We start from the raw sequence: 20,907 nt of genomic DNA on the forward strand, positions 1-20,907 counted from the left end.
CAAAAAACTATTACAAAAAATAAAGAGATGAAAAACACAATTAAAATTATACTTTTCGTTGCTATTATTGCATCAATGACATCTTGTAAAGCAAACAAGTATTCATTTTTAAACGACTACCCTACTAAAAATGTTCCTTTAGTTGACAGTACAAACTTTAGCAATCACGTAGAGGGTAAATTATTAACCAAACCGCAACAAGAGCTTTTAAAACTTCCTTCAATTTTCGAAGAACAATTAAATGAGAAAAACGCTAAAATTGGTATTTCTTATCTTCCTAAAATATCAGAAAACTTTCAATCTGTAGTATATTATTTCTATCCAAATAATACTGAGTTAATCTCTATGTTGGTTACTTACGATAAACAATTCAATATAATTAATAGTCAAGTATTGGCTTATGATGAAATAGCAGAAGGAATGTTAAAAACCACCTCTACTCTTAATAAAAATAGTATTGAATTAGTTGAATATATTTCTGACTCTCCTTCTACTATTATTTTTAATATTTTAGAAGACGGAAACATTACTAGAGACTAATGACACATCATACATTTACATTCAATTTTCATAAAACTGAGTTTTTTGGTCAATATTGGCAACCAGAAACCATAAAAGCCATAGTTGTAATTATTCACGGAATGGGAGAACATTCTGGGAGGTATGAACACGTCGCAAAAAAACTAACTGATAATAATTTTGGAGTAATTGCTTTTGATCACTTCGGACATGGAAAAACAACAGGAAAAAGAGGACATAACCCAGGTTACGATTATGTTTTAAAAAGTGTAACCAAACTAATTGATAAAGCTAAAGAAGTTTTTGGTGATAAACCTATCTTTTTATATGGGCATTCTATGGGAGGTAACACAGTAATTAATTACACTCTTAGAGAAAAACATCATCTAAACGGAGTTATAGCTACCAGTCCTTTTTTACGTTTGGCTTTTCAGCCACCTGCTTGGAAACTTTCGTTAGGAAAAGTAATGCAAAAAATAGCTCCCTCAGTTACTTTAGGAAATGAGTTAGATGCTAATGATGTATCTCGTGACCCTGTTGAAGTTGAAAAATATATTAATGACTCATTAGTTCATGATAAAGTAAGTCCTAATTTTTCTTTATCATTTATTGATGCTGGTGAATGGGCTATTAAAAATGCATCTTCTTTAAAAACACCAATGTTATTATTACATGGTACAGGTGATAAAATTATTGATTACAAAGGCACAGAAGCTTTTGCTAACAATACACCTAAAGCTAGTATAAAATTATACGAAGGTGGATATCATGAGTTACAAAATGACTTATGTAAAGAAGAAATGTTACAAGATGTTGTAAACTGGCTAAACACTCAATTACAATAATTATTATTTACATGCTCCAACAATTAGCAAAACATATTGACGAACAATTTTCTTTTTTAAAAGAAAAAAAGTTGCTAATTGCTATCTCAGGAGGAGTTGATAGTGTGGTACTAGCACACCTCTTACATCAACTACAATTCAATATTTCATTAGCACATTGTAATTTCCAATTAAGAGGAAAAGAAAGTGACTTAGATGAACTCTATGTTAAAGAGTTAGGAAAAAGCTTGAGCATTCAAACATTTACAACACGCTTTAACACTAATGAATATGCTACTAAAAATAAATTATCAACACAACTAGCAGCAAGAGAGTTACGTTACAGTTGGTTTGACACCCTAAGTAAAGAAAACAATTTTGATTATATATTAACAGCACATCATGCTGATGATAATTTAGAGACCTTTTTAATTAATCTCTCTCGAGGTACTGGTTTAGAAGGCTTAACAGGAATTCCTCCAATTAATGGAAATATCATTAGACCTTTACTTATTTTTTCTCGTGAAGAGATTTTAACCTTTGCCCAACACAATAATATTGAATGGCGTGAAGATGAAAGTAATGCTGAAACTAAATATTTAAGAAATAAGATTCGTCACCAAATAACGCCAATACTAAAAGAACTGAACCCCAATATTTTAAATAATTTCAACAAAACAATTGATCATTTAAAAGAATCTCAACAAATTGTTAATGATAAAATAGAAGAAATTACCCATGAAATAGTCTCAAAAGAAGGAGATATGTTAAAAATAAGTATTGAAAAACTGTTAAAGTTATCCAACCCAAAAGCATACCTCTACCAACTGCTAAAGCCTTATAAATTCAAGGAATGGAACGATGTTTACAACTTAATCCATGCTCAATCTGGTAAGCAGATTTTAACAAAATTTTATACTTTGTTGAAAGACAGAGATTTTTTATTACTTTTACGCACTAATGAAAAAAGTTCTTTTGAGGAGGAATATTTCATTATTAGGGAGGAAAACAAAGAAATTACAGCGCCATTCAAGCTGCTACTAAAAAGGGTTCAAAAGAAAGCAAATACTGACAATAAAAGTATTTACGTTGATAATGAATTACTTAAATTCCCCCTAAAACTTAGGCGGTGGAAATCCGGAGACTTTTTTTATCCTAAAGGAATGTTAGGTAGAAAAAAAGTAAGTAAGTATTTTAAAGACGAAAAAATATCAATAGTAAACAAAAATAAAATTTGGTTGCTCTGTTCCAGTAAAAACGAGATTATTTGGATAGTAGGAAAACGACAAGATAGACGCTTTTTACCCACAGAAAAAACAACCAAACTATTAAAAATTAGTATTTAATTAACCCCATCAAACTACAATAGAATGAAAAAATTCTTTACTCTATTTTTATTATTCATAGGTTTAGCGGTTTATTCTCAATCTGATGATAACCCCGTAGTTGTTACTCCTAAAGTAGAGAAGATCTCTGATACTGAGTACGACTTAATTTTTGACGTGTTAATTGCTGAAGACTGGCATTTATACTCTCAGTATAACCCAGAAGACGCTTCACTACCTATGACAATTACACCAGCAGAAGGACAATCTGGATATACCTTAAACGGTAAAGCCAAGGAAAGTGAAACAGAAACTCAGTTTAGTGAAATCTGGGGAAAAGATGAAATCTTTTTTGTTGAAGAAGGTAAGTTAATACAACGAATTACTGTTTCTGATTCTACCTTAACAAAAGTTACATTGAATCTTGACGCGCAAGTGTGTAAAGAATACTGTTTACCTTTTGATGAAGACTTCACATTCTCATTAACAGGAGAAAAAGTAGCACAAACTGTTGCTGAAGTTGATGATAAAAGTAAAGAGTTATCTCAAACTTTAAACTTAGACTTAAAAAACACAGTTTTATTAAAGAGCTCAACTGAATCAAGCTCAGGTGAAGAAGAAGACAATAGCCTATTAAACATTTTCTTACTAGGTTTTGTTGGTGGATTATTAGCTTTCTTAACTCCATGTGTATTCCCAATGGTTCCTTTAACTGTATCTTTTTTCACAAAACGTACAGAGAAAAAAGGAAAAGGTGTTGGTAGTGCTGTTTTATACGGTTTCTTTATCGTATTAATATATGGGTTAATAAGTCTTCCTTTCCACTTCTTAGATACATTAGATCCTGAAATATTAAACAGTATTTCAACTAACATTTGGTTAAACTTATTTTTCTTTGTTATTTTAATATTCTTTGCAGGTTCTTTCTTCGGATTTTATGAATTAACATTACCTAGCTCATGGAGTAATAAAGCAGATAGCGCGTCTAATGTTGGAGGAATTTTAGGAATTTTCTTCATGGCATTAACTTTAGCTATTGTATCATTCTCTTGTACTGGACCAATTTTAGGATCATTATTAGCAGGATCATTAAGTGGTGGTGCTATGCAATTATCAGTTGGTATGGTTGGGTTTGGTTTAGCTTTAGCTTTACCATTTGCATTATTTGCTATGTTCCCTAACTGGTTAAACACATTACCAAAATCTGGTGGATGGTTAAATACTGTTAAAGTTGTTTTAGGATTTATTGAATTAGCTTTTGCTTTCAAATTCTTATCAAATGCAGATTTAGTAGGTCACTGGGGATTATTAAAAAGAGAAATCTTTATTGGTATATGGGCATTAATTGCATTTTTATTAGCTCTTTACCTATTTGGATTTATTGGTAAGAAATATGGTAAAATGACTCTTTTTAGAGTATTAATAGGAATCGGTGCTTTAGGTTTAGCTGTATATTTAGCTCCTGGAGTTATGGAGAAACCAGCATGGAGTCAAAATGAATTATTAAGTGGATTTGCTCCACCTAAATTCCATAGTATCTATCAAAAAGACAATCACTGTCCTCTTAACTTAAACTGTTTTAAAGATTTTGATGAAGGTATTGCTTACGCAAAATCAGTTAACAAACCAGTATTATTAGACTTTACAGGATGGGCATGTGTTAACTGTCGTAAGATGGAAGAGAATATTTGGAGTCAACCAAACATCTACTCTCTAATTAATGATGATTATGTATTAATTTCATTATACGTAGATGACCACCAAAGAACATTACCAGAAGAAGAGCAATTCGACTTTATTAAATCTAATGGAAAAGTAAAGAGAATTAGAACTTATGGTGATAAATGGGCAACTTTACAAGCTGCTAACTTTAAAACAGCTTCTCAACCATTCTATGTGTTAATGAGTCCAGAATTAGAGGTTTTAAACTCACCTCAACAATATACAGATCACACAACTTACTACAATTGGTTAAAAACTGGTTTAGACAGATTTAACGCTAACTAATTTAGTATTCGTTTTATAATATTTAAAAGCCTCTTTTTTCAAAAAGAGGCTTTTTTTTATATCTTTCAATAAAAAAACACATGGTACCAGAAACTATTATCAGTATATTTTTAGGGATAGGCTTAGCTGCTTCAGTAGGGTTTAGAGTTTTTTTACCACTATTTGCATTAAGCTTAGCAGGATATTATAATGTTATTTCTTTAAATGAAAATTGGCTATGGGTAGCTAGTTCACCAGCTATTATAACCTTGGGAGTCGCTACTATATTAGAAATATTTGCATATTATATTCCTTGGTTTGATAACTTACTCGATACTGTAGCAGTTCCATTAGCTGCTATTGCTGGTACTGCTGTTATGGTTTCAACTGTAGCAGATTTATCCCCAGCAATTACTTGGGCTTTAGCAATTATTGCTGGTGGTGGAACAGCTACAGCTATTAAAGGTACTGCTGCCTCTACTCGACTTACCTCAACAGCGACAACTGGTGGAGTTACCAATCCAATTATTTCAACTGTAGAGACTGGTACATCAGTAGTTATGTCAGCCTTTTCCATTTTTTTGCCTATAGTCGCTATTATTTTAGTGATTCTAATATTTATTGGTATACGTAAAATGTTTAAGTACATTTTTCCTAAATCAAAAAGGGTATAATTCTTGGAGCTACTTTTTATAAATCTAACTTTATGAAAAATAGCATTACTACCCTTTGTTTAATAGCAGTTATATTTTCCGCTACTGCCCAAGAAGTAGATAAAAAGGAAAAAACTCCTAAAAGTATTTATACCTTTTCCAATATATCTACTACTTTTTATGATTCATCAACAATAAACAAAAATCTAGATTTAACAGGGTTCTCGTTTTTTTATTGTAAGCCAACAAGACATTGACAATAACTCTTTTTCGGTTCCATTTAATAAACTAAGTAAAAAGCCAACATCATTAATTTATGATAATTATACCGATTATCAGAACAACAATCTTTTAAAAGGCTTCTTAAAAAAGAACGATCCAACTCGTTGGAATCCACAACAAATGCGATTACAGTAAATTTTATTTTTTTCTCTATCTTTAACGAAAAGAGAAAAATATGCTAGTAAAAGTCTATGGAAGTGCTGTTTTTGGTATTGAAGCAACTACAATTACCGTTGAAGTAAATATTGATAAAGGTATAGGATACCACTTGGTGGGGCTACCCGATAAAGCTGTAAGTGAAAGTTCGTATCGAATCTCTGCTGCCTTAGCCAACAACAGTTATAAACTCCCTGGAAAGAAAATCATTATTAACATGGCACCTGCCGATATTCGTAAAGAAGGTGCTTCCTATGATTTAACCTTAGCTGTTGGAATTTTAGCTGCCTCTAATCAAATAAAATCAGAACATATTGATGAATATATTATTATGGGAGAACTTTCTCTTGATGGAAGTTTACAACCCATAAAAGGAGCATTACCAATTGCTATTAAAGCTCGTGAAGAAGGATTTAAACATTTTATCCTTCCCAAAGAAAATGCTAAAGAAGCTGCTATTGTTAATGACTTAAATGTTCTTGGGGTAGACAATATCATGGAGGTTATCAATCATTTTGATGGGAATAAACTAATTGAACCTACAACCGTTGACACCCGCGCTGAATTTTACAAACATATCGACTTCCCTGAGTTTGATTTTGCTGATGTAAAAGGACAAGAATCTATAAAACGTTGTATGGAAATTGCCGCAGCTGGCGGACATAATATTATTCTTATCGGACCTCCAGGAGCGGGTAAAACAATGTTAGCTAAACGACTCCCTTCTATCCTACCTCCCATGACATTGCACGAAGCCTTAGAAACCACTAAAATACATTCCGTTGTAGGAAAAGTAAAGAATACTGGCTTAATGTATCAACGTCCCTTTCGCTCTCCCCACCATACAATTTCTGATGTTGCACTCGTAGGTGGAGGACAATATCCTCAACCAGGTGAAATATCTTTGGCTCATAATGGTGTTTTATTTTTAGATGAACTTCCTGAGTTTAAACGTACAGTTTTAGAGGTAATGCGTCAACCATTAGAAGATAGAGAAGTAACCATATCACGAGCGCGTTTTACCGTAAACTACCCTAGTAGTTTTATGTTAGTCGCTAGTATGAACCCTAGTCCTTCCGGTTACTTTAATAATCCCGACTCACCTGTTACCTCCTCTCCTGCCGAAATGCAACGTTATTTAAGTAAAATTTCTGGTCCTTTATTAGATAGAATTGATATCCACATTGAAGTAACACCAGTACCGTTTGATAAGCTTTCTGATGAACGAAAAGGAGAAAGTAGCGTAGACATTAGAAAAAGAGTTACACTTGCTCGTGAAATACAAACAGCTAGATTTAAAGACTTTGAAAACATTCATTATAACGCACAAATGAATGTAAAGCAAATTCGTGAATTTTGTAAACTGTCAGAAGAAAGTAAAAACTTATTAAAAATCGCCATGGAAAAGTTAAACCTGTCAGCTAGGGCTTATGACAGAATTTTAAAAGTATCTCGTACCATTGCCGATTTAGCTTCATCCAAAAACATACAATCCGAACATATTACCGAAGCAATTCAATATAGAAGTTTAGACCGTGAAGGTTGGTTGGGATAATATGAAATTAGAATTAAGTAAGCATACGGCTTCAAAACAGTTAGGGAAATGTTAAAAAATTGCGCTTTCATTTAAAATCACTAATTTAGACGCTTATTATAACGCTGGATAGCAAAATTAAACATACACCCTAATGAAAAAACTAGTTTACTTATTGGCATTTTCTATTGCCTTAATTTCATGTAAAGAGGAGCAAAAAGATTATGTTACTTTTTCTGGAAAAATCACCAACAAAAACTCTGAAACAGTTACTATTTCTAACCCTCAATTTAAATTCAACAAGGTAATTAAAGTTGCTGAGGACGGAACTTTTAAAGATACTATGAATGTAAAAGATGGTTTCTACAGACTTTTTGATGGTAAAGAAGCTACAACTTTATACTTAAAAAATGGAGCCGACATTAATATGACGCTTGACGCTAAAGAATTTGACGAAACTATAACTTATACGGGTGTTGGTTTTGAAGAAAGTGCTTTCTTAGCTCAGTCTTCTCTAAATCAAGAAAAATTATTTGGAGATAAAGAATTAATGGATTTGCCAGAATTAGACTTCAGATCTAAAGTTTCTTCTTTTGTTGATGATTTTAACAAGAGATTTGAAGGAGCTTCATTAGATTCTACTTTCGTAGCAAATCAAAAACAAAGCATCTCTGGTTTAGAAAAGTACTTAACTAAAATGTATAACGACAAGCAATACATTGCTAAAAACTTAGCTAAAGGAGCTGAATCTCCTAAGTTTGTTGATTATGAAAACAATGCTGGAGGTACTACTTCTTTAGATGATTTAAAAGGTAAGTATGTTTATATCGATTTATGGGCTACTTGGTGTCAACCATGTAAAAACGAAATTCCTTTCTTAAAGAAAGTTGAAGAAAAATATCACAATAAAAATATTGAGTTCGTAAGTATTTCTGTTGACAGACAAAAAGACTATGAAACTTGGAAAAAAATGATTGTTGATAAAGAATTATCAGGAGTGCAATTATATGCTAAAGAAGATAAAGCTTTTATGGATGCGTATAGAGTATCAGGAATTCCAAGATTTATTTTATTAGATCCAGAAGGAAAGATTGTAGACTCTAATGCTCCAAGACCTTCTAATCCTAAATTAGTTGAGTTATTTGAATCATTAAATATCTAGTCTTAAAAAACATTTTATAATAAAAAAAGCCCGCAAATTTGCGGGCTTTTTTATTGCCTATATTATTCTTCTTTAGATTCATTAAAAATAATTATATTTGCCGAATGAATTTTTTAACAGAAGATGTATCGTTTAAAATATCTTGTGGTGGCAGAAACTGCTACCAACTAGATTTAGGCTATAAAGTAATAGACTTTACTTTTTGTCAACTATTAACCTTCAGAAAAAAAGTACTAGAATACGCTTCTTACGAATCATTAGAAACGATTATCGATGGAGATAACTTCGTACTACTTTTTGCAGCAGACAACAAGCATGTATTGTTCTTAGAAGTACCACAACTTATAGAATTAAGAGAACTTCTTTTATCTGTTTTTAAGCAGAAAAGTCTTTACTAAGACTAGCTTTAAATTAGATACACCATTCTTTTTAAAGCCTTATAATCTGTATCTTTATAGTATTAAAACTAAACAAAATATTATGGAAACAGCAATAAGAAGAGACATGATTTTAGATGTGGAAGTAGTTGATTTGCTAAACCACCAAATAACGATGGAGCAACAAGCTTCTTCTAAATATTTAGCCATGGCATCATGGTGCGACCAAAGAGAGCTTAGAAATAGTGCCGCATACTTTTATAAGCAAGCTGAAGAAGAAAGAGAGCACATGATGAAAATATTCAAATTCATTAACGATAACGGAGGTAGTGCAATGTCACCTATAGCTACTGAAGTTGCTCACGAATTTGAAAGCTTACGAGCTATTTTTGAAGCTTCTTTAGATGCAGAAATAGAAGTAACCAAATCTATTCACCACGTATTTAAAACCGCAAGAAAAGTAGGTGATTTCACTTCTGAAATCTTTTTACAATGGTTTGTAACGGAACAAGCCGAAGAAGAAGAAAAAGTAAGAGATATATTAGACCTAATTGGTTTAATGGAAGATATGCCATTAAAAATGATTGATGAGCGTATTCCTACTGAATAAGACTTTTATAAACAATATAAAAAATCCCGCAACAATGTTGCGGGATTTTTTGTGTCTTGACTCTTGATTCTAAGAATCTAGTATCTATAGTGTTCTGGTTTGTATGGCCCTTCAACAGTTACACCAATATATTTAGCTTGGTCTTCACGTAACTCAGTTAACTCAACACCAATCTTAGCTAAGTGTAATTTTGCTACTTTTTCATCTAAGTGTTTCGGTAACATATACACCTCGTTTTTATACGCATCAGAATTTTTCCATAATTCGATTTGCGCTAAGGTTTGGTTTGTAAAAGAATTAGACATTACAAAACTTGGGTGACCTGTAGCACAACCTAAGTTTACTAAACGTCCTTCAGCTAATACAATAATATCGTTTCCTTTAACAGTATACTTATCAACTTGAGGCTTAATTTCAACCTTAGTATCTCCGTAAGTATCGTTTAACCAAGCCATTTGGATTTCGTTATCAAAGTGACCGATATTACAAACGATAGTCTTATCTTTCATTGCTTCGAAGTGCTCAGAACGAACGATATCTTTGTTACCAGTAGTAGTAATTACGATATCAGCCTTTCCAACAACAGTTTCTAATTTCTTTACTTCAAAACCGTCCATTGCAGCTTGTAACGCACAAATAGGATCAATTTCAGTAACAGTAACGATAGAACCAGCTCCACGGAAAGATGCCGCAGTACCTTTACCAACATCACCATAACCACAAACCACTACTCTTTTACCAGCTAACATTACATCAGTAGCACGACGAATTGCATCAACTGCAGATTCTTTACATCCGTACTTATTGTCAAACTTCGATTTAGTAACCGAGTCATTTACGTTAATAGCAGGCATTGGTAACGTTCCGTTTTTCATACGCTCGTATAAACGGTGAACACCAGTAGTAGTTTCTTCAGATAAACCTTTAATTCCAGGAGCTAACTCAGGATATTTATCTAAAACCATATTAGTTAAATCTCCACCATCATCTAAAATCATATTTAATGGCTTCTTATCTTCACCAAAGAATAATGTTTGTTCAATACACCAATCAAACTCTTCCTCGTTCATACCTTTCCAAGCATACACAGGAGTTCCAGCAGCAGCAATAGCAGCAGCAGCTTGATCTTGCGTAGAGAAAATATTACAAGAACTCCAAGTAACCTCAGCACCTAAAGCCTGTAGCGTTTCAATTAAAACCGCAGTTTGAATCGTCATGTGTAAACATCCTGCAATTCTTGCTCCCTTTAAAGGTTGCTCATCTTTGTACTCTTCGCGTAAACTCATTAACCCTGGCATTTCAGCTTCTGCCAATTCAATCTCTTTTCTTCCCCAATCAGCTAAAGAAATATCTTTAACTTTGTAAGGAACATATGTCGCGGTTTTTGTGCTCATATTTTTGTATATTTATGTATCTTAAATTTGAGTCGCAAAATTACGAAATAACTTTCTAAAATATGCCTCTTTACAAAACATTAACGGTAAACAACCATGCTAAAGCATTGATTTGGAAGATTGAAGAATCTTTTGAACAACTTTCTAACGGCGTTTCTTTAACAAAAGGAAATCAGCAAAGAGTAAACGGCATGAAGTCCGATTTACACCAAAGAGGCTTTATGAGCGTACGTCATTTACTAAAAGAAGTTGGCTATACCGATGATGATTTACTATACGATGGCTACGGGAAACCACACTTAAAAGACGGCAAATTTATTTCAATCACCCATTCATTTACCTTTTCGGCAATAATTATTTCCGATACACAACCTGTGGGAATAGATATTGAAATGCAACGCGACAAAATTGTAAAAATCGCACACAAATTCACTCCCATAGAAGAATACAAGTCTATTGCCAATCACGATGCTTTGGTAAGCAAACTCACTATTGTTTGGGGAGCCAAAGAAAGCTTGTATAAAATCTACGGAAAGAAAAAGCTTAACTTTTTAGAGAATATTTATATTGAAGATTTTTCTTTTGAAACGAACGTGACTACTGGAAAAATTCTATACGAAGGAGAAACTTTTGAATATGGCATCCACTTCTTAGAAATAGAAGGTTTCACCTGCGTATGCGCTTGTTAAACACCTAGTCTAAAACTCCAAAACCTCGCAACTTTGCTACTATTAGACTTTGAAACTCTGCATCTTTGAAACTCTGCCACTCTACTACTCCAAAACTTTGAAACTTTGCCTCTCCAAAACTCTGCAACTCTGCAACTAAAAAAACTCTGCACCTTTGAAACTTTGAAACTCTCCAACTCTGCCACTCCCAAAACCTCCCAAAAACCTTTCCCACACAACAACAACTTAACTTTAGTAACTTTGCATCTTTCTAATTAGGAACAACCATGAAAATATCCGTAGAATTGACCTTAAGTCCGCTTCAGAACGAATTTGAAGAACCAATTATCAATTTCATCAAAAAACTAAGAGCCTCGGGATTAACCGTGTTAGAAAATCCATTAAGCACACAGGTGTATGGAGATTATGATACCGTGATGCATTTGGTGACTTCTGAATTGAAAAATGCTTTTGAATTAATTGACAACGGATTGCTGTTCATGAAAATCGTAAAAACCGATCGTAGCGATTATGAGCCAACTTTTTGATTTCCTTTTTGGGCAGTATGCTGATTACAACCCTATTGATGTTTGGCTAGAAATTATTGCTGTTATCTTTGGGTTTTTATCCGTTTGGTATTCAAAACAGAATAAAATTTGGGTATTCCCTACAGGGATGATAAGCACTGCTATTTTTGTGTACCTCCTATTAAAATGGGAACTGTTAGGCGATATGATGATTAACGGGTACTACTTTATTATGAGTGTATACGGTTGGTATATCTGGACACGAAAAGTAGACGCCACACATGTAACTCCTATTTCTAGAACAACACCGAAAGAAAAAAAACAAAGCGTCACCATATTTGTAGCCACCTTAGTTTTTGTCTACGCTGTGTATACTGTTTTTGATAAATGGACGAGCTGGACAGCTTATGTAGACACCGTTACCACTGCCATTTTCTTTGTAGGAATGTGGCTCATGGCAAAACGAAAAATAGAAAACTGGATTTATTGGATTATTGGCGATATTATCTCCGTTCCACTCTACTTTTACAAAGGATTTACCTTTACCAGTTTTCAATATTTATTATTTACCTTTATAGCAATTGCAGGATATTTAGCATGGAAAAAGCACTTACACAACAACCCATCAACCTTGTAAAGGTGGTATTATTTGGACCTGAAAGCACAGGAAAAACAACGCTTTCTGGTCAGTTAGCACGTCATTATAATACTGTTTGGGCTCCCGAATTTGCTCGTGAATATTTGCAAGATAAGTGGAACAACGAACGTAAAACTTGTGAACAACACGATTTAATTCCGATTGCTGAAGGACAAATGGGCTTGGAAAATGAATTGGCTAAAAAAGCGGATAAAGTACTCATCTGTGATACCGATTTGTTAGAAACCAAAGTATATTCTGAAGAGTATTATGGCGGATTCGTAGATCCGAAATTAGATGAGGCTGCCGTTGCAAATACTTACGATATTTATTTCTTAACCTATATCGATACGCCTTGGGAGGCCGATGATTTACGCGACAGACCCGAGCAACGCTTGGAAATGTTTAAAGCGTTTGAAAATGCGTTGAAAAAATACAACCGTCCGTATGTGTTGTTAAAAGGCGACAAAGAAACCCGTTTGAAAAAAGCAGTAGCAATTATTAATGAATTACTCACTAAAAAAGAAAACTTATACTCTTTTTCCGACACCCTTACCGATTTAGATATGCACTTTATGCACCAATCACCCGACACGCCTAATTACGATTTGTAAGACACATGTGTTGTCATTGCAAGTGAAACGAAGCAATCTTTAAATTATGAGTTCTCAATATACAGATTACTTCGTCGTATCCTCCTCGTAATGACGTCCATTTTATTCGTCATTGCGATCCCGATACCTCGGGAGAAGCAATCTGCTTGTCGACAAAAAGATAACCACGTCGTTTGCACTCCTCGTTATGACGAACCTAAAAAACATACCGTCATTACTATAATAGATAAACGTCATTTCGACCAGCGGGAGAAATCTGTTTAATTTTAGTTACGAATACTCTTGAAAATTCCTAACTCTCAACCATAAGATTTAGCTACGCTGAACCTTGCGGTTTCTCAGTCGCATACTCCTTCGAAATGACAAGTTCCGTCATTGCGAGTGGAACAAAACAATCCTTAAATTATGAGTTCTCAATTTACAGATTACTTCGTCGTAACCTCCTCGTAATGACGCCCATTTTATTCGTCATTTCGATTCCGATACTTCGGGAGAAGCAATCTGCTTGTCGACAAAAAGATAACCACGTCGTTTGCACTCCTCGTTATGACGAACCTAAAAAACATACCGTCATTACGAACGGGCACTGAGCGTAGTCGAAGTGATCGTGAAGTAATCTTTTCCTTTTTATCTTTAACTATTCACGAGGACAAGCCCCCTTTACAAACAACTATAGATTCCCTATATTTGAGACATTCACAAACACTATGAACAAAGAACAACTTTTAAAAGAACTCAATTTTAAAGCCGTACGAAGCTCTGGTGCGGGCGGACAGCACGTAAACAAAGTATCTTCTAAAGTAGAATTAAGTTTTACTATTGAAGACTCGTTAGGACTCTCGGACAAAGAAAAAGCGCTACTCTTTAAAAATTTAGCTAACAGACTCTCAAAAGAACATACGCTCATACTAAGCTCACAAGAAAGCCGCTCACAACACCGCAACAAAGAATTGGTTACCGAACGCTTTTTTAACCTTTTAGCACAAGCCTTAGTAGTGCCTAAAGTACGCAAAGCTACCAAACCTAAAAAAGCAGCGATTGCCAAACGTTTGGATGCTAAAAAACAACAGGCTGAAAAAAAAGAAAACCGAAAAAAGTTTCGATTTTAGAATATATCTCTGTTTTTACACTTTAGAAGTAGTAAGCCAAACACATATTTTAATCTGTGTTTTCTTTAGTTCTGTTTTCGTTTTTTAATTCTAATTGTATTGAGGCTAAAGACTCTTGACTTAATGAACTTACACACGAAAAAGCTCTAGTTTGTAACTCTTCAAGTTTTTTTTGTAATTCCTGAACTCTTTTTAAATTTTCTCTTGCATACTTACGCCTCTTAAGTGTTTTTAAATTTAAATTAATAATAAAAATTGAAGACATTACTGCTGACATAGCTGCACTAATAGAGACTCCTGAATCACCTCTTATAGCGTGCCAGCCATTATTAAAAATTCCAATTCCGTATTCCATTAAAGTCAATGCAGAATTAGCAACTTCAAATGTATAATCTGTCGCAGTTTGTAAAAGGTCTAACGATTTTCTGGAGTAATTTGATTTCTCTGTTTTATCACTTGCATTATCTCTTGAAACTCTTAACCTTACTACTTGTTCAAAATCTCTGGCATCCTTTTCAAAAAGCTCTTTTAATTTTGGAACTATATTTTCTTCAACTTGTTTGCAGATAAATTTAAATTGCACATGATGCTCAGAACATTCTTGCTTAGTTAAACTTATAGAGCAAACCGTATATATCATTTTAGAAGATAGTAATGCAAGTAAAGCTGCAGCACTTCCAGAACCAGGAGAAGCTTTTCCAGCTCCAAAATCATTTAATAATTGATTAGCGGGTCTTGTTAAAAGTTTTTCTTCTTCATCATTAAACAGCTCTTGTTTTGTTTGTGATTTCATATTAAATTCTACTATTCTCTTTTAGTAAGCAACATTTTTGTGCAAAATTAGTTGCAGGATTTAAGAACCTAATTTAACTAAATTAAACCAATTTTTAGTAATTATGTATATAGCAGCAATAAATAACACATATTGTCTACATCTAATTTTTAATTAGAATAATTTTGTTTGATGCTCAATTTTAGGATGAAAAGTTCCAATAATCATAAATGGATTATGAGATACATAGTGATGTACTTGTGAAGTTCCCAAAAACAAATACAAGTCTTTTGTCATAGCTAAATCATCAAAGTACTTTTTTCTTACATCGTCAACTGCTTTCAATTCATTCCCTTCATACTTTGCTAATTGCCGCCAATACAAAGCTCCAATTTCCCAATCTTCAATCATCATTCGACTTTCTTTACCTTCATCATCTTCTATAACATACGTAAACTTATATGGCAATTTATTTACTACTTCAAATGGATCTTCAGGATGTTCAAATAAGTTCCCTTGTTCTCTTTGAGCTTTCAATTTTTCGATTTTCTTTTTATCCCAATTTCTATCAACTTCTTTAGCTATAAAATCTTTAATTTTTGTAGGTTTAAAAACAGCCAATGAAGTACAAATTTTTTTATTTTTTGCTTCGGCAATTAATTCAGTAAGGTTTCTATATACTTTATTAAGAACAGCTTTTTTTCGCAAATACCAATTTCCAGTAGTATCTATATATTCAATAATTTTAATTTCACTATCCATTGAATATGGTCTATAGCTTTCTGGTCTAAAATCACTTGTATTTTTGACCAAATCTATTTCAATCCACTCATATTTTCGGTATTGTTGTGAATAGTCTTTTTTTCGAAATGGAACTGGATAAATACGAATCCATTTACCATCTTCTGTAAATCCTGCTGTACAAACTAACTCATCATATTTTCCAGAAATTGCTGGATACGTTTTAACTGTTATAAGAACCTTTGTTTTTGCCATAAATTATATATGTTCAACAACTAAATCAGGCTCTATTGATTTTAATGATTCTGCTAATGGCAACCTATGGCATTGACAAATATTTGATTCAAAGCAAGTAAGTGCTATTCTATTATATTCATTTAATAGACTTATGATTTCTTGTTGTTGGGTTGATGTCTCTTTTAACGTTGTATTTTTATAACTCTCAAAAAGGATATCATAATCTTCTTGCTTTTCAAGAGCTTGTCTTTGATTTGAATTTATTCCAACTTCTGGAATGTGTATATATTTAATACCTAAACTCTCACAAAATCTTTTTAAGAGAGTTTTACTAAATCCATATTTCATACTCAATGGATTTTTTCTAACATCAACCAAAAGTTTGATATTATTTTTCAATAGTTTATTAAAATATTTTTCTAAACTTATTCCTTCATAACCAATTGTAAAAACTGATTTTTTATTCTCTTTTGGAATACTATTTAAAACTCTATTATAATACTCATCATTCAAAATTCTTTCAGCTATTGTACTATTAATTGCATAATATGGAAAATTAATGTAGGTGTGCCTTACTAGATTTTCATTTTCCATATTACCATATCTTTCAATAGTTTCAGTTAATAGTACTCTATCTCTAGACTTGAGCATTGATAAATAATCTTTTAAGTCAACTTTTGTATAACCCTTTTCTGATTCAGACAAGTATTCCTTTTTTATCATAGTTACTAAATCAGCACCAGCTGAAAAAGAGTAACATCCATATTTATATGGGACAAATTCGTACTCAGGTTTTTGTTTCCTTTGACTATATAAAAAGAGTAACTTTTGTAATTTAGTTTTTTCAATACTTCCGTTACAAAGCTGTAGTAATGATAATATTATTTTTCTTCTATAAAACATTCTGCAAAGTTACTATTTAAAAAATGTCTATTGAATTAATCTTGTTTTTTATATCACTACCAACTCTTTAAATCTTAATGAAATTTTATTTTACCTAATTATCAGAATAATAAAAAGCTTTCTTGTTTTTTAATTAGACTAATACTTTGAATATAAAGCACTAACACAAGTACCACATACTTCTTCTCCTATTTCTGCACATTCTTTTCTTGCGTTGTATTTGTCAAGACAACTAAATTTAACTGACTTTCTTTCTTCTAAATGCATTTTTTTACATATCGACTCTTCTTCCTCTGCATAACAATCACCAGAAGAATTTCTTTTACTCCTAAATAAGTGAAGTTCTTTTGTATTATTTTTTTCTAAAAGTGTAAATAGTTTGTTCATAATTTTATTAGTCTTAAGATGTTAGATAACTCATCATCTCAAACAACTATTACTTCTATCGAAGTCATTTGGATAATAAGAACTTAATCATTTTATAATTCCAGCAAACCTAAAACATTAACCTCACACATCCTTACGGAATCCCATAAGCTCAAATATTTAGGTTATAAAAGTTGTTTTTTAGAGTAGTAACGGTTCTTTATATCACGGTTTTGGGTCGCTGATATCACGGCACGCTCCGTTGACACCGCGGCACGGGTCGCTGATACTACGGCATGCTCCGTTAACACCACGGCACGGGTCGCTGATACTACGGCATGCTCCGTTGACACCACGGCATGGGTCGCTGATATTACGGCATGCTCCGTTGACACCACGGCATGGGTCGCTGATATCACGGCATGCTCCGTTAACACCACGGCACGGGTCGCTGATATTACGGCACGCTCCGTTAACACCACGGCACGGGTCGCTGATACTGCGGCTATCCTCCCACTCTTAAATCTGTATGGATTCAATCCAACGCTCTCGGTCTACGTATTAAAGAATTGTCACTTCGATACAACACACAAAAAAATGTCAAACAAATGTAACGACAGCTATAGAATTATTTTTGAAAGACAAATTGCTTTGATTAATGAGAATACTAAAAAAAGTACCCCGTCATAAGCAGGCAAACCAAAAATAACACCGCAAGAGCCGTTAAAATTAAAATCTGTTTGAGCGATAGCGAGTTATTTTAATTTAGGTTCGAGGATGATTATTTTTGAGTGTAGGCAGGTTAAGACTAGATTTTTTGCTTAGCTCATTAATTTTTATTGGTTTTCAAAGGAATTCATGAACCTCCAAAGTCGGTTTCTTTTTCATCAATGGAAAAAGAAAAACAGCTTAGAAAAGATTATTCTATGTAAAATCTAAATCGTTAAGAAAAGATGTCAATGATAGATAACACAAAAAAAATATTCGCAACTAGTATAAAAGATATACTTCTGATAGTCTGCCTGTTAAAAAAAAGCAAAAATTGACCATCGCATTTGTTTTTTATACCCCAACACTATAATTTAGAAGTGGTTAAGAAAAAGAAACTAACAAAATGCTATGATTGTATTGCTAAAACCATCTAACTTTTTATGGGTTTTTAACTAGTGGCAAGGGGCTCTCCTGCTATTATAATCTTGTTGTTTCTACTAATTACCTAAGGGTAGCGTGTTTTACGCATCCCTAAAAACACACATGTAACTTAAATTAAATATTAATATGGAAACAAGAAGAAAATTCAAAGGTTCAGATGCTTTTTTAGCAGAAAGCGCACGTACAATTTACAACCTATTTACGCAAGATTTGGAGCGTTTTACTGCTTTCAATACCCGATTTACGAGCGAGTATGCGGCGGCTTTTTTACATCAGATTGATGAGGCAGATACGGTAGTTACCGATGTAAGTACCTTGGCAAAACAAGGAGTGGAAACACAAAAGGTGTTGATAGAAATGCAAAATGCAAGTCGTGTGTATAATCGTATAAAAAGTCATGCTATGTGGGCTTTTCCTGATAATCCTGCAGTATTAAAGGAGTTTACAACTGGTTATAGAGATGCAAGCAAGAATCAGCCTAAAATGTTGGTGTTTTTAGAAACGTTAGAAAAGGTGGTTACAAATTATTTAGATGATTTGACCGATGTAACGAAAGGCGGAATGCCTGCATCTATTGTGGAAGAGTTGGCTACAATAAAAGACGAATTAAAGAGCGCGAACACTCAGCAAGAGGTGTATAAAAAACAGCGTTTGGTAATTACTCAAGATCGTATTTCGGCTTTGAACGATTGTTATACAACGCTTGTTCAAATTATAAATACGGCTCAGTTAGTATTTGCCAATGAACCTGCAAAAAGAGCGCAGTATAGCTATCGTCCAACCACTGGAAGCAGCTCTATTACTGATTTTGTGGGACAGGTAGCGCCTAATGAAACCAAGGTGATTACTCAGGTATCGTATGACAAGGAGAGTTTTATTGGTTTTGAAAACAGAGGGGAAACCACACTACAGTTCGACATTAGTACCGACGAGGTGACCTTAAACGGCAATATGGTTGAATTGGAAAGTGGCGCTATTAACAATCAGCCAATGGAATGGTTACTAGCGGATGTTACCAACGGTACTAAAGTGAATATTTTGGCGTATAATCCGTCTACTACCTCAACGGGAAGTTATTGGGTGAGTACGGATGTGTAGGGATATTTTTATATAAAAACAACGAACGTCATTACGAAGGAGGTACAACTGAAGTAATCTGTTTATTTTGAACTATAAACATAAAGATTACTGCGTTATCACTCGTAATGACGTTTTTTTGTGTTCATGAATCTTCTATTTCTTTGCTTGTCCAAAGAAAACGAACCAAAAGAAAGGACGCTTTTACAAGGAACTTTTAAAAGTAACTCTGAGAACAATTAGTTATATACCTTCCTTCCACATGTTTTTTTATAAATCCGTATTTATTTCGTTTAAAATCTTACCTTTTTTACTAAATAAGTATTTTCCTTTTGTTAATTTATATAATGGGATAGCGTAACCTAAGGTTAAAAACACTCTCTCTTGATCTTCTTTAATTGTCCCTAGCTCTACTCCGAAACCTAATTGAAAATCTAACACTCCTATTGTTAAAACAGGTGCAAATACATTGTTAGCTTCAGTTCCTGCTGAAAATAAGAAACCTCCATGAATTGAAAATGAATTTACAAAATCACTATTTTCTAAATTCCCTTTATCATCCCTATAATCTGTCATTGTCCCCCAACTTTTACCAAATCCAGCTCCAATTGAATTGAACATTTGAATATCCCCAAGTTTAGTATCACCGTTTTTATTAAAATTAAATCTTGCTATTGGTATTGAAAAGTTTGTGTTCCAAATAGTTGCTTTATATTTTACTGTTTTATTTTTAAAAGCAAGTTTTGACCTTTCATTTAGATCAAATTCGGCAATTTTAGTATTTACATTTTGTTCAATCTTATTTAATTCTTTTTGCCTTTCAGGAGCAACTTCTAGGTTATTTGTTTCATTAAGCTCTGATAATTTAAAATTTAAATCAAATAAGTTTGCCTTGATTTTTAATATTTCTATTTCTTTGATTTTCAAATCATTCATTTTTATTTTCATCAACTCAGAGTTATCTCCATCAGACTTTCCAAGCTCTTTAATGAATTTAGATAAAAATTGATAATCACTTTGTTTTTCCTTTAAAATCTTTTCTTGGTTATCAACCTCTGTTTTTATCGATTTAATTGTTTTTTCTTGAGTAAAAGCTACAAATGAAAACAACAAGGAAAACAGAAGAGAAATTAATTTAACTTTTTTCATGTTATTTGGTTTTTGGTTAATTTCTTCTAATATGTGGTAACTACTTACACCAAAACAACCAATTATTTTATATAAATACTTTTTCTAAATTAAAGCTTGATAATTGCCTTGGTAATTTCTTATAAACCTAAAA

The 20,907-nt window shown here is 33.0% G+C and carries 21 protein-coding genes; 15 read left to right on the plus strand and 6 right to left on the minus strand.

The genetic code is table 11. The features are described 5' to 3' along the window. Positions 1-27: 27 nt before the first annotated feature. The 9 genes from ACKTTR_RS13890 to ACKTTR_RS13930 all read left to right on the plus strand — a co-directional run bounded on the left by ACKTTR_RS13890 (position 28) and on the right by ACKTTR_RS13930 (position 9,428). Positions 28-540 carry a hypothetical protein gene (locus ACKTTR_RS13890; protein WP_408028409.1) on the plus strand — a complete coding sequence of 171 codons (513 nt, stop codon included), beginning with the start codon at positions 28-30 and terminating at the stop codon, positions 538-540. Next, positions 540-1,364 (plus strand): alpha/beta hydrolase, encoded by an 825-nt coding sequence (locus ACKTTR_RS13895; protein WP_408028410.1) that lies wholly within the window; start codon positions 540-542, stop codon positions 1,362-1,364. The genes ACKTTR_RS13890 and ACKTTR_RS13895 overlap by 1 nt, the downstream gene beginning before the upstream one ends. Before the next feature lie 11 nt (positions 1,365-1,375). Continuing rightward, a complete protein-coding gene (tilS, locus tag ACKTTR_RS13900) occupies positions 1,376-2,689 on the plus strand; it encodes a tRNA lysidine(34) synthetase TilS (RefSeq protein WP_408028411.1) in 1,314 nt (437 codons plus the stop codon). 24 nt (positions 2,690-2,713) lie between these two features. Continuing rightward, positions 2,714-4,675, plus strand: coding sequence for a protein-disulfide reductase DsbD family protein (locus ACKTTR_RS13905; protein WP_408028412.1), 1,962 nt, complete (start codon positions 2,714-2,716; stop codon positions 4,673-4,675). An 80-nt stretch (positions 4,676-4,755) separates the two neighbouring features. After that, positions 4,756-5,328, plus strand: a complete 573-nt coding sequence (locus ACKTTR_RS13910; RefSeq protein ID WP_408028413.1) for a DUF4126 domain-containing protein — start codon at positions 4,756-4,758, stop codon at positions 5,326-5,328. Positions 5,329-5,764: 436 nt separating this feature from the next. Continuing rightward, positions 5,765-7,300, plus strand: coding sequence for a YifB family Mg chelatase-like AAA ATPase (locus ACKTTR_RS13915; RefSeq protein ID WP_408028414.1), 1,536 nt, complete (start codon positions 5,765-5,767; stop codon positions 7,298-7,300). A gap of 133 nt (positions 7,301-7,433) precedes the next feature. Further along, positions 7,434-8,441 carry a TlpA family protein disulfide reductase gene (locus ACKTTR_RS13920; protein WP_408028415.1) on the plus strand — a complete coding sequence of 336 codons (1,008 nt, stop codon included), beginning with the start codon at positions 7,434-7,436 and terminating at the stop codon, positions 8,439-8,441. A 104-nt stretch (positions 8,442-8,545) separates the two neighbouring features. After that, complete coding sequence (locus ACKTTR_RS13925) at positions 8,546-8,839, plus strand: hypothetical protein (RefSeq protein WP_408028416.1); 294 nt, start codon at positions 8,546-8,548, stop codon at positions 8,837-8,839. Positions 8,840-8,921: 82 nt separating this feature from the next. Further along, positions 8,922-9,428 carry a ferritin gene (locus ACKTTR_RS13930; RefSeq protein WP_408028417.1) on the plus strand — a complete coding sequence of 169 codons (507 nt, stop codon included), beginning with the start codon at positions 8,922-8,924 and terminating at the stop codon, positions 9,426-9,428. Between the two features lie 77 nt (positions 9,429-9,505). Here the strand turns inward: ACKTTR_RS13930 and ahcY are convergent, their stop codons facing one another. Then, positions 9,506-10,822 (minus strand): adenosylhomocysteinase, encoded by a 1,317-nt coding sequence (gene ahcY / locus ACKTTR_RS13935; protein ID WP_408028418.1) that lies wholly within the window; start codon positions 10,820-10,822, stop codon positions 9,506-9,508. 62 nt (positions 10,823-10,884) lie between these two features. Here ahcY and ACKTTR_RS13940 point away from each other — a divergent pair, with 62 nt between their 5' ends. From ACKTTR_RS13940 to arfB, 5 genes are all read left to right on the plus strand, one after another. Further along, the gene (locus ACKTTR_RS13940) at positions 10,885-11,511 is read left to right on the plus strand and encodes a 4'-phosphopantetheinyl transferase family protein (protein ID WP_408028419.1); all 627 of its coding nucleotides are present in this window, start codon (positions 10,885-10,887) and stop codon (positions 11,509-11,511) included. 266 nt (positions 11,512-11,777) lie between these two features. Then, a complete protein-coding gene (locus ACKTTR_RS13945) occupies positions 11,778-12,038 on the plus strand; it encodes a hypothetical protein (RefSeq protein ID WP_125345427.1) in 261 nt (86 codons plus the stop codon). Beyond that, positions 12,022-12,654, plus strand: coding sequence for a nicotinamide riboside transporter PnuC (gene pnuC / locus ACKTTR_RS13950; RefSeq protein ID WP_408028420.1), 633 nt, complete (start codon positions 12,022-12,024; stop codon positions 12,652-12,654). The genes ACKTTR_RS13945 and pnuC overlap by 17 nt, the downstream gene beginning before the upstream one ends. Continuing rightward, positions 12,615-13,268 carry an AAA family ATPase gene (locus tag ACKTTR_RS13955; protein ID WP_408028421.1) on the plus strand — a complete coding sequence of 218 codons (654 nt, stop codon included), beginning with the start codon at positions 12,615-12,617 and terminating at the stop codon, positions 13,266-13,268. The genes pnuC and ACKTTR_RS13955 overlap by 40 nt, the downstream gene beginning before the upstream one ends. Positions 13,269-13,975: 707 nt before the next feature. After that, on the plus strand, positions 13,976-14,377 hold the full coding sequence (arfB, locus tag ACKTTR_RS13960) for an alternative ribosome rescue aminoacyl-tRNA hydrolase ArfB (protein ID WP_408028422.1): 402 nt from the start codon (positions 13,976-13,978) through the stop codon (positions 14,375-14,377). Positions 14,378-14,426: 49 nt separating this feature from the next. Here the strand turns inward: arfB and ACKTTR_RS13965 are convergent, their stop codons facing one another. The 4 genes from ACKTTR_RS13965 to ACKTTR_RS13980 all read right to left on the minus strand — a co-directional run bounded on the left by ACKTTR_RS13965 (position 14,427) and on the right by ACKTTR_RS13980 (position 17,417). Then, positions 14,427-15,170: a cyclodeaminase/cyclohydrolase family protein gene (locus tag ACKTTR_RS13965; protein WP_408028423.1), complete on the minus strand. Its 744-nt coding sequence runs from the start codon at positions 15,168-15,170 to the stop codon at positions 14,427-14,429. Positions 15,171-15,323: 153 nt separating this feature from the next. Then, the gene (locus tag ACKTTR_RS13970; protein WP_408028424.1) at positions 15,324-16,145 is read right to left on the minus strand and encodes a hypothetical protein; all 822 of its coding nucleotides are present in this window, start codon (positions 16,143-16,145) and stop codon (positions 15,324-15,326) included. A gap of 3 nt (positions 16,146-16,148) precedes the next feature. Continuing rightward, positions 16,149-17,030, minus strand: coding sequence for a DUF488 domain-containing protein (locus ACKTTR_RS13975; RefSeq protein WP_408028425.1), 882 nt, complete (start codon positions 17,028-17,030; stop codon positions 16,149-16,151). 138 nt (positions 17,031-17,168) lie between these two features. Next, positions 17,169-17,417 (minus strand): hypothetical protein, encoded by a 249-nt coding sequence (locus tag ACKTTR_RS13980; protein ID WP_408028426.1) that lies wholly within the window; start codon positions 17,415-17,417, stop codon positions 17,169-17,171. Between the two features lie 1,257 nt (positions 17,418-18,674). Here ACKTTR_RS13980 and ACKTTR_RS13985 point away from each other — a divergent pair. After that, a complete protein-coding gene (locus ACKTTR_RS13985) occupies positions 18,675-19,646 on the plus strand; it encodes a hypothetical protein (RefSeq protein ID WP_408028427.1) in 972 nt (323 codons plus the stop codon). A 249-nt stretch (positions 19,647-19,895) separates the two neighbouring features. Here ACKTTR_RS13985 and ACKTTR_RS13990 read toward each other — a convergent pair whose 3' ends face one another. Next, on the minus strand, positions 19,896-20,774 hold the full coding sequence (locus ACKTTR_RS13990) for a hypothetical protein (RefSeq protein WP_408028428.1): 879 nt from the start codon (positions 20,772-20,774) through the stop codon (positions 19,896-19,898). Between the last annotated feature and the right edge of the window lie 133 nt (positions 20,775-20,907).

It is taken from the genome of Tenacibaculum litoreum, assembly GCF_964513915.1.
Lineage (GTDB): Bacteria > Bacteroidota > Bacteroidia > Flavobacteriales > Flavobacteriaceae > Polaribacter > Polaribacter litoreum.